The 11,845-nt window shown below is 67.6% G+C and carries 13 protein-coding genes; 7 read left to right on the top strand and 6 right to left on the bottom strand.

Annotation, left to right across the window (positions count from 1 at the left end; translation table 11 throughout):
* Positions 1 to 5: 5 nt before the first annotated feature.
* The 3 genes from AB0O48_RS25990 to AB0O48_RS25980 are packed head-to-tail and all read left to right on the top strand — an operon-like array spanning position 6 to position 3,099.
* On the top strand, positions 6 to 1,412 hold the full coding sequence (locus AB0O48_RS25990; protein ID WP_365068870.1) for a selenium-binding family protein: 1,407 nt from the start codon (positions 6 to 8) through the stop codon (positions 1,410 to 1,412).
* A complete protein-coding gene (locus AB0O48_RS25985) occupies positions 1,409 to 2,038 on the top strand; it encodes a hypothetical protein (RefSeq protein WP_365068868.1) in 630 nt (209 codons plus the stop codon). The genes AB0O48_RS25990 and AB0O48_RS25985 overlap by 4 nt, the downstream gene beginning before the upstream one ends.
* Before the next feature lie 44 nt (positions 2,039 to 2,082).
* The gene (locus AB0O48_RS25980) at positions 2,083 to 3,099 is read left to right on the top strand and encodes a methyltransferase (protein WP_365068866.1); all 1,017 of its coding nucleotides are present in this window, start codon (positions 2,083 to 2,085) and stop codon (positions 3,097 to 3,099) included.
* 89 nt (positions 3,100 to 3,188) lie between these two features.
* On the opposite strand, the gene AB0O48_RS25975 is transcribed toward AB0O48_RS25980, so the two are convergent.
* Entirely contained in the window at positions 3,189 to 4,040 is an 852-nt protein-coding gene (locus tag AB0O48_RS25975) for an alpha/beta hydrolase (RefSeq protein ID WP_357253309.1), read from the bottom strand.
* Between the two features lie 140 nt (positions 4,041 to 4,180).
* Here AB0O48_RS25975 and AB0O48_RS25970 point away from each other — a divergent pair, with 140 nt between their 5' ends.
* Positions 4,181 to 5,047 carry a metallophosphoesterase gene (locus AB0O48_RS25970; protein WP_365068864.1) on the top strand — a complete coding sequence of 289 codons (867 nt, stop codon included), beginning with the start codon at positions 4,181 to 4,183 and terminating at the stop codon, positions 5,045 to 5,047.
* Between the two features lie 129 nt (positions 5,048 to 5,176).
* Here AB0O48_RS25970 and AB0O48_RS25965 read toward each other — a convergent pair whose 3' ends face one another.
* On the bottom strand, positions 5,177 to 5,581 hold the full coding sequence (locus AB0O48_RS25965; protein ID WP_365068862.1) for an SgcJ/EcaC family oxidoreductase: 405 nt from the start codon (positions 5,579 to 5,581) through the stop codon (positions 5,177 to 5,179).
* Positions 5,582 to 5,805: 224 nt separating this feature from the next.
* The gene (locus tag AB0O48_RS25960; RefSeq protein ID WP_365068861.1) at positions 5,806 to 6,336 is read right to left on the bottom strand and encodes an NUDIX domain-containing protein; all 531 of its coding nucleotides are present in this window, start codon (positions 6,334 to 6,336) and stop codon (positions 5,806 to 5,808) included.
* Between the two features lie 128 nt (positions 6,337 to 6,464).
* Between AB0O48_RS25960 and AB0O48_RS25955 the strand changes: the two genes are divergently transcribed.
* Positions 6,465 to 6,971, top strand: a complete 507-nt coding sequence (locus AB0O48_RS25955; RefSeq protein WP_365068859.1) for a hypothetical protein — start codon at positions 6,465 to 6,467, stop codon at positions 6,969 to 6,971.
* A gap of 28 nt (positions 6,972 to 6,999) precedes the next feature.
* Here the strand turns inward: AB0O48_RS25955 and AB0O48_RS25950 are convergent, their stop codons facing one another.
* Positions 7,000 to 8,232 (bottom strand): helix-turn-helix transcriptional regulator, encoded by a 1,233-nt coding sequence (locus AB0O48_RS25950; RefSeq protein ID WP_365068857.1) that lies wholly within the window; start codon positions 8,230 to 8,232, stop codon positions 7,000 to 7,002.
* Entirely contained in the window at positions 8,219 to 8,380 is a 162-nt protein-coding gene (locus tag AB0O48_RS25945; protein WP_365068855.1) for a hypothetical protein, read from the bottom strand. Before AB0O48_RS25945 ends, AB0O48_RS25950 begins: the two co-directional genes overlap by 14 nt.
* Before the next feature lie 193 nt (positions 8,381 to 8,573).
* Between AB0O48_RS25945 and AB0O48_RS25940 the strand changes: the two genes are divergently transcribed.
* Both AB0O48_RS25940 and AB0O48_RS25935 read left to right on the top strand, forming a co-directional pair.
* Entirely contained in the window at positions 8,574 to 9,932 is a 1,359-nt protein-coding gene (locus AB0O48_RS25940) for a hypothetical protein (RefSeq protein ID WP_365068853.1), read from the top strand.
* A 40-nt stretch (positions 9,933 to 9,972) separates the two neighbouring features.
* Positions 9,973 to 10,452 (top strand): NUDIX hydrolase, encoded by a 480-nt coding sequence (locus tag AB0O48_RS25935; protein ID WP_365068851.1) that lies wholly within the window; start codon positions 9,973 to 9,975, stop codon positions 10,450 to 10,452.
* Positions 10,453 to 10,700: 248 nt separating this feature from the next.
* On the opposite strand, the gene AB0O48_RS25930 is transcribed toward AB0O48_RS25935, so the two are convergent.
* On the bottom strand, positions 10,701 to 11,792 hold the full coding sequence (locus AB0O48_RS25930; RefSeq protein WP_365068849.1) for a hypothetical protein: 1,092 nt from the start codon (positions 11,790 to 11,792) through the stop codon (positions 10,701 to 10,703).
* Positions 11,793 to 11,845: the final 53 nt, after the last annotated feature.

Raw genomic sequence — 11,845 nt, 5'->3', positions numbered from 1 at the left:
ATCCGATGACCCGCTGGACCCCCGATCCCACCTTCTACCCCTCCCCTTCGGAGGCGGCGACCGCGCCGGCGGAGAAGCTCGCCTACGTGGCGGCCTTCGACCGGACGGCCAGCCGTCCGGACGCCATCGTGGTGCTGGACACCGATCCCGACTCCCCCGCCTACGGCACCGTGGTCGGCTGGACGGACCTGCCGCACCTCGGCGACGAGCTGCACCACTTCGGGTGGAACGCGTGCAGCAGCGCGCTCTGCCCGACCGCCCCGCACCCGCACGTGGAGCGGCGCTACCTGATCGTGCCCGGCCTGCGGTCGTCGCGCATCCACGTGCTCGACACGCAGCCCGACCCGCGGCAGCCGCAGGTGGTCAAGGTGATCGAGGCGGAGGAGTTGGCCAAGAAGGCCGGCTACTCGCGCCCGCACACCGTGCACTGTGGCCCGGACGGCATCTACCTCTCCGCCCTCGGCGGCGCGGACGGCGCGGAGGGGCCGGGTGGCATCGCCATCCTCGACCACACCACGTTCGAGGTACGCGGAGCGTGGGAGTCCGACCGGGGTCCACAGTTCCTGGCGTACGACGTGTGGTGGCACCTCACCCAGGACGTGCTGGTCACCAGCGAGTGGGGCACCCCGTCGATGATCGAGGACGGCATCATCGGTGAGTTGCTGCTGGGCCGACGCTACGGCCACGCGATCCACTTCTGGGATCTCGCGAAGCGCCGACACGTGCAGCGCGTCGACCTGGGCGACCAGTACCAGATGCCGTTGGAGCTGCGCCCGGCGCACGACCCGACGAAGTCGTACGGGTTCGTCGGCGTGGTGATCAGTGTGGAGGACCTGTCCGCCTCGGTCTGGCTGTGGCACCGGGACGGGGACGCCTGGGCGGTCACCAAGGTGATCGACATCCCGGCCGAGCCGGCCGACGCGGCGGATCTGCCCGACCTGCTCAAGCCGTTCGGCGCGGTGCCGCCGCTGGTGACCGACATCGACCTGTCGGTCGACGACCGGTTCCTCTACGTCTCCTGCTGGGGCACCGGAGAGCTGCGCCAGTACGACGTCAGCGACCCGCTGCACCCCGTGCACACCGGCTCGGTGCACCTCGGTGGGATCGTGCGTCGCACCGCACACCCGTCCGCGCCGGACGAGGCCCTCGCGGGTGGGCCGCAGATGGTCGAGGTGAGCCGGGACGGCCGGCGGGTCTACGTCAGCAACTCCCTCTACGGCGCGTGGGACGACCAGTTCTACCCCGACGGGGTGGGTGCCTGGTTGGCGAAGCTCGACGTCGACACCGAGGCCGGCGGGCTCACCCCCGACGAGCGGTTCTTCCCGCACGGGGAGGAGTTCCGCGGGCTGCGGGTGCACCAGACCCGGTTGCAGGGCGGGGACGCGTCCTCCGACTCGTACTGCTTCCCGTGACCGTCGGCACCTGGGTGACGCTCGTCGCGCTCGGCGCGTTCCACGGTCTGAACCCGGCGATGGGTTGGCTGTTCGCGGTGGCCCGGGGCCTGCAGGAACGCAGCCGGGCGGCCCTGCTGCGGTCGTTGCCGCCGATCGCGGCGGGGCATCTCGCCTCGGTGGCCATCGTCGCGGCGATGGTCAGCGCGACCCGGTCGGTGACGGCGAGCACCGCCGTGGCGGTGGTCGGTGGTGTGCTGCTCGTCGGGTTCGGGTTGTGGCGGCTGCTCTCCGAACGGCACTTCCGCTGGGCGGGGATGCGGTTGTCCTCCGCCCAGCTCGCCGGCTGGTCGTTCCTCATGTCGTCGGCGCACGGCGCGGGCCTGATGCTGTTGCCGCTGCTGGTGGCCGCGCCGGTGTCCGGGGGTCATTCCGGGCACCTGGCGGCCGCGCCGGTGGGCGCGCTGTCCGGGCTCGCGGCGGCGGGGGTGCACACCGTGGCCATGCTCGGCACGGCCCTGGTCGTGGCGGTGCTGGTCTACCAGGTGCTGGGGGTCGGGGTGCTGCGTCGGGCGTGGTTCAACGTGGATCGGCTCTGGGCCGGCGTGCTGGTCGCGGCCGGACTGGTGACCCTCATCCGGGCGTGAAATCGACCATCGTGGACTTCGACAACCTATGATCTGATGTTTCCGTGACCACTCCCACTCCCCTCATGCGTCTGGTGGCCGGTGTCTGGGGGTTCAAGACCCTCGCGGTCGGCGTCGAACTCGGCCTGTTCACCAGGTTGGCCGGCGGTCGGACGATGACTGTCGACGAGGTCGCCGCCGAGTTCGGGCTGCCCGATCGGCCCGCGGACCTGTTCCTGGCCGCGACCGCCTCGCTCGGCCTGTTGGAGAAGGCCGGCGACGGCTACCGCAACACCGAGTTGGCCGAGCAGTTCCTGGTCGAAGGCCGCCCGTACTACTTCGGCGCGCAGGTGCGCTACTCGGACCTGCGCACCTACCTGCCCTGGCACCGCATCGGCGAGGCCCTGCGCACGGATCGGCCGTTGACCTGGGACCCGGAGTCCCAGCAGTCGATGTTCGACACCGAGGACCCGGCGATGTTGGCGCAGTTCTGGGACGCGATGTTCTCCACGTCCAGTTTCACCGCCAGCGCGTTGGCCGACGCGTACGACTTCTCCGCGCACCGCCGGTTGCTCGACGTGGGCGGCGGGGCGGGGGCGTTCCCGATCGAGTTCTGCCGCCGCCTGCCCGACCTGCGGGCCACGGTGCTGGACCTGCCGCACGTCTGCGTACGGGCGCGGGAGCGGATCGCGGAGGCCGGTCTGACCGGGCGGATCGACGCGGTCGCCGGGGACTTCCTCGTCGACCCGGCGCTGCCGGGCGGGCACGACGTCATCCTGCTCAGCATGATCCTGCACGACTGGGACGAGCCCACCAACCGGGCGCTGCTGGCCCGCTGCCACGCGGCGCTGCCGCCCGGTGGGGCGATCGTCGTGTGTGAGTTGCTACTCAACGACGAGCGCACCGGTCCGCCGGAGGCGGCGCTGATGGGCATGAACATGCTTGTCGAAACCGAGGGCGGCCGGAACTACTCGGGCGCGGAGTACACGGCCTGGCTCTCCGACGCCGGTTTCGTCGACGTGCGTACCGTGCCGTTCGACGCCCCCGGCGCCAACGGCGCGGTGGTGGCGTACCGGCCCTGACCGACGGCGGCACCCGGCCCCGGTGCGAACCGTGGGCCGGGTGCCGCGGCGCCTCACGGCGCTGGCGTCCGATCGGCTACCGGTACGGGTCAGGCGCGAGCCTTGGCCGGCTGCTTCATGAAGTCCATGATCGCCTTGTTGACCTCGTCGGCGTGGGTCCACGGAATGCCGTGCGGCGCGCCCTTCATCGTGATCAGGTTGGCGGTCGGCATCATCGGCCCGAGCCGCTGACCGGTCACCGGGTAGGGCAGCACGTTGTCCTTGTCACCCTGCATGATCAAGATCGGCACGTCGATCTTCGGCAGGTCCTGACGGAAGTCCTCCTGCCAGGCGGTCACGCTGTCATGGGTGGCCCTGGCCGAGGCCATCGCGCCGATCTGCCAGTGCCCCCGGTACGCGTCCTCGCTGACCAGCTTGCCCTTGTTCTCGCTGTAGTTGAAGAACGCGTCGCAGAACTGGGTCAGGTAGGCGTAGCGGTCCTTGATGATGGCCTGCTGGAATCCCTGGAAGAGGCTCGTGTCGACACCCTCCGGGTTGTCCTTCGCCTTGGCCAGCATCGGTTGCAGCGGGCTGAGCAGCACACCGCGACTCACTCGCTGGGAGCCGTAGTTGGCCAGGTAGCGGACGACCTCGCCGGTGCCCATCGAGTGACCGACCAGGGTCGCGTCCTTCAGGTCCAACTCGGTCATCAACACGTCCAGGTCGGCCGCGAACGTGTTGTAGTCGTAGCCGAAGGTCGGCTGGGCCGAGTTGCCGTAGCCGCGCCGATCGTAGGTGATCGTCCGGTATCCGGCGTTGAGTAGCGCGTTTGTCGCCTTCTCGAAGGTTGCCCCGTTGAACGGGAAACCCGCGATCAGCACGACCGGCTTACCGGAACCGTGATCCTCGTAGTACAGGTCGATGGGCGCGGAGTTTTCCGTACCCACGGTGATGAAAGGCATGTTTGTCTCCTGCTCCGGTCTCGGGCTGTCGGACGTCGCGGCTTTCCCGCCGAGTCGGCGGATATGCCGGCGACGGGACTCGCCCAGGAACGCCGGACAGGGCCTGTTCCGATCGGGCCGCGACGCCTAGCCTCGAAGGGGTGAGCCCATCTCCGCGGCTGCGGGCCGTCAGCGACCTGCACATCGCCCACCCGGAGAACCGCTCGTTCGTCCAGGAGCTACACCCGGACCACGCCGGCGACTGGTTGCTCGTCGCCGGCGACGTGGCCGAACGGTACGCCGACATCGAGTGGGCACTGGCGCTGCTGAGCACCAGGTTCGCGACTGTCGTCTGGGCGCCGGGCAACCACGAGTTGTGGACGCCACCCAAAGACCCGGTGCAGCTGCGCGGCGTGGCGCGCTACGAGGCACTGGTCCGCATGTGCCGTGGGCTGGGCGTCGTCACCCCGGAGGATCCGTACCCGGTCTGGGACGGCGTGGGCGGCCCGGCCACGATCGCCCCCCTCTTCGTGCTCTACGACTACACGTTCCGGGTGCCCGGGGCGAACACCAAGCAGGAGTCACTGGGCCTGGCGTACCGGGCCGGGGTGGTGTGCAGGGACGAGGCGCTGCTGCACCCCGACCCGTACCCGAGCCGGGAGGCGTGGTGCGACGCCCGGATCACCGAGACCGAACGCCGGTTGGCCGCACTCGACCCGACCCTGCCGACCGTGCTCGTCAACCACTACCCGCTGGTGCGCGAGCCGACCGACATCCTGTGGTACCCGGAGTTCGCCCAGTGGTGCGGCACCGTGCGCACCCGCGACTGGCACCTGCGCTTCGGTGCGGCCACAATGGTCTACGGGCACCTGCACATCCCCCGCACCACGTTTTATGACGGGGTGCGGTTCGAGGAGGTCTCGCTGGGCTACCCGCGCGAGTGGCGGCGACGCGGTCCGGTGCCCGATCCGGTGCGCACCATCAACCCCGCGGAGGACTTCCGCCAGCGCGCCTCGGTCAACGGTTAAGACCGCCACCGTCGCCCAGCCGAGCCCCGCCCCGCCCCGCCCCGCCCCGTCGATCATGAGGTTGACGGACGATTTGATCTACACAAGGCCCGCCAACTCCATGATCACCGGGGCAGTGGGGCGGGGCGGTCAGTGACCGGCCAGCGGTGTGTTCTGGTACGCGGCGAACAGCCAGCGGCCCTCGAATCGCTGGGCCACCAGCGAGTACACGGTGCGCTTGTTGCCGTCGCTGGAACGGTTGTCCAGGTATTCGATGTGCCCGTGCGCGATCAGCAACGCCACCTCGTTGGTGATGAAGCGGATGCTCTCGATCCGACCGACCAAACGGCTGTTGCGTGCCCACGCCGAGAAGATGATGTCGTGGCCGTCGACGATCTCCTGCCAGCCGTGCTCGATCATCCCGTTCGCGATGATGTAGTCGGCGTCGGGGGTAAAGCATTCGGCGTAGGCGGATGAATCGCCCCAACTGTCGAGCATGTGCTGGTAGTGAGCGCGGATCGCGGCCTCGTCGGCGTAGCTGACGGTGGCGGTCATGGGAAGCCCTTCGGCTCGTAGGGCCAGGCAGGCCCACTACGAAGAGGCTTCGCAGGGGCCGTGGCACGAATGTGCGCCTGGCGGAAATCCTGCGAGGCGAGTTTGAGACTCGCTGGAGGATCGAAGACTCGATCCCTTCGGAGCCGAAAGCTCCTAAACATTGGTTCCCACGCCAACCCTACCAGGACCAGCGGAGATGCTGTCGCCAGCCAACTCGGGCGCAGTCAGGGGTTTACCGGTCCGCCTCTCGGCGATTGACCAACTGGGATATCTGCCTCGACCAAGATACGGCGGAAAATCGGCTCCCAGCCGGTCGGAATAGTCAACGCGTCCCACACGCCTTCGGGAGGGACGAGACGACGCTCGACCATCTCGTGCTCGGGTGTCCAGGCGTCCAGGCGGACCTCGGCGCGCCACAGTGCCCGCACGAGCACGAGACCCTGCTCCGGCCCTCTCCTGCACACCCCACGGCTGAAGCCCAGCAATCGAGAGTCGTGCACCGTCGCGCACGCCTCCTCCCTCACCTCACGGGCCAGGGTGACGGACCAGTCCTCGCCGACCTCCGGGCGTCCGCCCGGGAACTGCCAGTGCCTGCCGTCATCGCTGACCAGGATCACCTGGCCAGCGACCACGCAGATCCCGGCCGATCCGTGTGGAGTGCCAGCGGGAAGGTTCGACGGCGGATACCAGGAGGACTGCCAGTGGTCGGCAGCGGTGATGATGTCGACGGCTTCCCCATCCGTCGCTATGTGCACCACGCGATGCTGCCCGTTGCCCCACCAGCCCGTCCACCTCGTTACCGGGGTGCCCGCCAACGAGGCAGACGCCCCAGACGGCTCGCCTCACGTCCTGGTCCGGACGTCGGGATGGCACAATGCGTGCTGTGGGTTGGTTCCTGGTGGTGACGCCCCTGCATCAGGCAGCCGAGAATGGTGGACTCGAGTGGGCGGCCGGCGCTGAGTCTTCCTTTGGTCTGCCCGAGGAGCCACCACCAGTCCGTCAGCTGCCGACAGTGGAACAGGTCCTGTCGGCGTTTCGGGAGGCTGGCTGTCACGGCACGCCGTGGTTCCAGGTCACGGGGCATGAAGTGACCGCCGACCTCCCCGGCTGCCCGAACCCCGCCAGGTGCGCGTCGATGGGTGGCCTGGACCTGGGAGAGGTCACGCTGGGCGGCGTCGATGGTGCCACCCGCGGCGAGCCTGCGGCGTTGAACCAAGCTGTGACCCACATCGGATTCCGCAAGCCGTCGGGCCTCGCCGTCTTGGCCGCGTCGGTGGCGCTGGCGTCGCAGGCCGGCCCGTTGCTGTTGCTCGACGACAGCGGCTCCTGCGCGTTCGTGGTGTCGCCGGGCGACGACCCGACCAACCTGGCCAAGCACTGGCCGTGGTAGCCATACCGCCCCGCTGCCGGTACGGCGGTCAGCGGGTAAGACCGACAGCCGCCGCCAGTCGCGTCACGCCAGCCGGCGCCGGCCGCACGCGGGCAAGATCGGCGATCACGGTACGCGCCAACGGCCGGCACCGGACCTCGGCCGGCGCGACGTGGTCCGCGTCGACGAGGGCGCGTGCGGCCCCGCGCAGGTCACCCACCCGGAGGTACGCCCGCGCGACGTCGAGCAGGTACGCGCCCCGATACTCGGACGGCAAACGCCGCCACCCCTCCCGCCGCACCACTGTCGAGTGCCGACGCACTGCCTCGGCGGCGTCACCTCGTTGCGCCGCCACCAGCACCCGGGCCAACTCGACGGCAACCGGCCCAAAGCTGGTGCGGTGCGGATCGTCGTACCCCCGAAGGATTGTGGCGATGCCCGCGGCCCGGTCGATCAACTCGCCCGCACGGCGGTGCTCACCACACCCGGCAGCGGCCAGAGCGGCCTGCACCAGCAGCGTCCCACCCGCCGCCCACTCCCGACGATCGGCCCGACCCCGGTGATCAAGAGGTTTGCGGGCAGTTTGATCTACAAAAGTCCCGCTAACCTCTTGATCACCGGAGTGGGTTGAGGGTGGAAGGGCGCGGTTGGCGGCGGGGAGCAGCGCGGCCAACGCCAGGTGGTCTCGGTTTTGCGCCCGGAGCGCCTGGGCGATCGACACGACCGCTGCCGCCGACAACAGCGGATCGTCACCGGCGGCGGCCCTTGCTCGATCGGCGGCCAGCCAGCCGAGGTCGGCCGCACCGAGCTTGACCAGCAACGACGAGGTGATCCGGTACGCCTGCACCAGCAACTCCGGCGACCGCGAGCCCTGGACGGCGTCGAGCAGGCCCGGCAACGTCCGCACCAACTGGGCGTAGTCCGCGTGCTGATAGGTCAACCAGGCGTATCCGACCTGCCTATTCGCCTCTTCCGTCGTCCGCTCTGACGCCTGCGAGGTGTCGTAGCGCGCAAGAGCGGCCCGGATGTCGTCCACCCCCTCGACAGTGCCGATCGGTGTGCGCTGCGGCCGCTGGCTGAGCAGCACCTCGGGGTTGACCCGCAGCACCTCGGCCAACTCCTGGATCACCGAGTACCGGTCCAGGGCGCGCACACCCCGCTCGACCTTGTCGACCCAACTCTTCGACCGACATATACGATCCGCGAGCTGCTGCTGCGTCATCGAGCGCCGTACCCGCCAGCGCGCGACCCGGCGGCCGATCGGCAGGTCATCGCTGGTCACGCCGCCACCGCCGATCCGGGACCGCACGGGTCGTGTCTTCCACCGGTACACGGTCTGCCTCGGCCTGCGCGAGGAGGCGCTGCTTGGCGGCTTCCCGCTCGGCCGCCTCAGCCTGCTCGCTCTTGCTCGCCGCCTCGTCGCCCCGCATGCCCACCTCCGTCGCTGATGACCTCCGCTGATCAGCGAAGCCCACCGCCGGAGAGCGGACCAGATGGCAAGCAATGCGTGCCATTGCGCTGTTCAGGGCGTGGGTTGCGCCGGGTTGCGCCGGTCCCCATAGGACCGCATCAACCCATAGGCTCGTCACCGGATGAAGTTGACTGATGCCTGGAGGTGGAACCGTGGCGAGACCGGTGACGAACGCGGCGCTCGAAGGGCTGCTGCTTGCCGCCGGCTACGGCAACGCCCACGCCGCATTCGCTCGCCAGCTCAATCACGCCGGTCGCGACCAGGGTGCCTGGCGGTACGACGCGGCAAGCGTCTACTGGTGGTTGCGGGGTCGCCGGCCCGGCGAGCACGTCCAAGCCGCGATGGCGGAAACATTTGCCCGCAAGCTCGGTCGCTCGGTCGCCACCACGGAGTTGGGCTTCGGTGCGTCCGAGGGCGTCGGAACATGTGCCTACCCTGCATCCGTCGACGGCGCGATCGACGCCGCCGAGCAGATCTGGACGGCGCTGGCCAAGCACCTCAACCAGCAAACCAACGAAACGTTCGACAGCGGCAAGGCGTTACAGGCAGCGCTCGGTTGGCGGTATGACCTCCGCGACCAGACGGTCAGTCGGAACGGCCGACAGCAGGTCACCGCCACCGACGTTCAATCGCTCTACGCGCTGGCCGATCACTTCGCCGATCTCGACCGACGTCACGGGAGCGGCTCGCCGCGCACCCGGACGCTCATGGCCGACTTCCTCGTACGTCAGGTCACTCTGATGATGCACGGCACCTACACCGAAGCCGTGGGACGTGACCTCATGCGCGCAGCCGCAACGCTCTGCGGTCAACTCGCATTCATGTCGTACGACGCGGGCGACCATGTCTGCGCCCAACAACACGTCACCGTCGCTTTGCGGCTCGCAAAGGCCGCCGATGACCGCCTGTACGGCGCTCACCTACTTGCGAACCTCGCCACCCAGGCCGTACACTTGGGCCACTCCCGTGACGCGGCCCGCCTCGCCGAAGCGGCCATCGACGGGGCAGGGCGTGCGCCAGCCGCCGTGCTCGCTCGGCTGCACGGGACCGCTGCCACCGCATACGGCCAGTTAGGCGAGCGACGTGTCTGCCAACTCGCGCTCGCCAGAGCTGAGCGTGCTCTTGACCGGACAGGGGCAGACCTTGGCCCACGCTGGGTCACCTACTTCAGTCCTGCCCACCTCGCCGGAGCCGCATTGAGGTGCCTGGGTGACCTACATCTATACGCGCTGGCCCTTGGCCACGCTCCCGATGCTCTGACCCTCGCCAGCGATAACACCCGGACACGTGCCCTGCACACCGCGCTTGTCGCCATGACTCATGCTCGCGCTGGAGACACCGACGCCGCCTGCGACTGGGCTCGGGAGTTGGCACAGCACGCCACTGGCATCCAGTCGGCCCGTGTTCAACAGCGCGTCCGCGAAATCACCGCAACGCTCAGCCCGCAGCGGGCATCGCCCCAGGTCAACGAAGTCCTCCACACCCTCGCGACCATGCCAACAATCGCATAGCGCGAAGCTCCGTCTGAACCCGTCCGCTAGCGTCACGGAGGTGACCTGGACGGAGCCCGCCACCTGGTACGCCAACCTGGCTTCCTTCTACGCCGCCGCTGCGGCCTTCATCACCGACCCCGACGGCAACGTGCTGCTCGTCAAGCCCACGTACCGCGACCACTGGGCCTTCCCCGGCGGCTATGTCGACGACGGCGAATACCCACATGATGCCTGCGCCCGTGAGATCCGAGAGGAGTTGGGGATCTCGGTGGTAGTGGGCAGCCTTCTCGTCGTCGACTGGGCACCGCCCGCCGGGCAACGGCCACGCGCGATCATCAGCTTCACGTTCGATTGCGGGTCGATCGCCAACCTTGATGACCTCAACTTGCCGGCACAGGAGTTGGAGGACATCGCCTTTTTCCGACTTCAAGAGGCCGAGCAGCGGCTTCCCAACAACGTCGCGACACGGATCCAACCGGCGATGCGCGCCCGCCACAGCTGCGCGCCCGTTTACCTTGCTGGCGGTTCGGTCGTCTGACTGCCTCCGCGCATCGAGCAACACACAAAACAACACCTCGATCGCAGATTGCGAGGGTCGATCAAGGTTCCGAGCTGAATCTGCGCCTCAGGATCGATGGCTGCGATTTAGCCCCTCGCTTGCGCATTACTCGAAATCTCAGCGCTCTACTCGGTGTTTGCCTATCGCCTGGTCTTCGAATCTTCGGGGGCAATAGAATAAGCGCAGAAAAGACTGACCTCGCCCTGCACCCGCTAAGCGATGAAGACTCAACCAGCCTCCGCTTCTACCTTTGCGGCTGCCGCCCTGGCCCGGGCCTTCTCATACGACAACGTCGAGGTGATCTGACTCAGAAGCCTCCGACCCTCCTCCTCAGGACGTAGTGCCGCCTCCAACATGAGGTAGAAGAGAAGGCAGCCGCCGACCGGAACGGTTTCCCGCTGCTGAAGCGCCTTGTACTGAGCCAGGAAAGCGACGAACAGGGCTTCTCGGCCACGCAGAGAGTTTTCAATTTGTCCAACACTCTCAAACCCGAACTCTTGCAGGAGAACAGCCAGCCTGGAGGCGTATTTTCGGCTCGGTTTCCCCGCAATCCTCGTATCACCGTATATCTCCTTGGCCAATTTGGCGTCGAGTCTACGGATGAGGTCGGACTCCGAGATGAATGCGGAAATGGAATCGCGGTTCACGGGGACATCACCTGGCTCATCCCGCACTGCGTTGCCCACTTCGGCTTGGTAGTTTTGGAGATCGCCTCGGATTTGCTGGAATTCGGTGTCGGCGAGTTCGAGGAGTCCGGCGAGACGCGAAAAGCGCCGTTGAAACCCCGATGGCAGCTCCTCCTTAGACTTGTAACCGAGGTCATGTTCAATCTCGGCCCACGCGTGTTGCAGGATAGTTCGAATCTGGATCTCGAATCTGAAGTTCTGGTATTTCTTGAAATCTCGGAGCGAGCATTGCTCGCGTTGCACTCTAACGACGTAATGCAGCGACAAGTAGCCGAACCTATCAGGGTCCAGTAAGGCGCGCTTGTCTACCGAGTTGCCCCGATCAACGTCGAACTCCTGTTCGATCAACGAAGCAACGACATCGATCTCGTCAGGAAAGAAGGTAATGATACGAACGCCCAGAATGTCCGTCATGTCCTTGAGGGAGTAATCCCCCCTGACCTTGTTGACGATCTTCTGTTCCGCATGCGGACGACTCTTAACCCTCTTCTCGATCGAGTGCAGGTGGAGACCCGCGTCACTAGTCAGCTCCAAGATCCACTCGCACACCTTCGGGCCCAACGACGCGGCGAGGTCAGTCGCCTGCTGCCACTCGTCGTCGTCAATCGCAGCGCTTCCCACGGTGTCGCCCATGCCTAGATCTTTCCAAGCCGGGCCGCAGCTTTCAAGATCCCGCCCCTAGGAGC

The sequence above is a fragment of the Micromonospora sp. NPDC085948 genome (assembly GCF_040686315.1).
Lineage (GTDB): Bacteria > Actinomycetota > Actinomycetes > Mycobacteriales > Micromonosporaceae > Micromonospora.
Note: the sequence above shows the minus strand (reverse complement) of the source record. Positions and strands in the feature narration are given on the sequence as shown.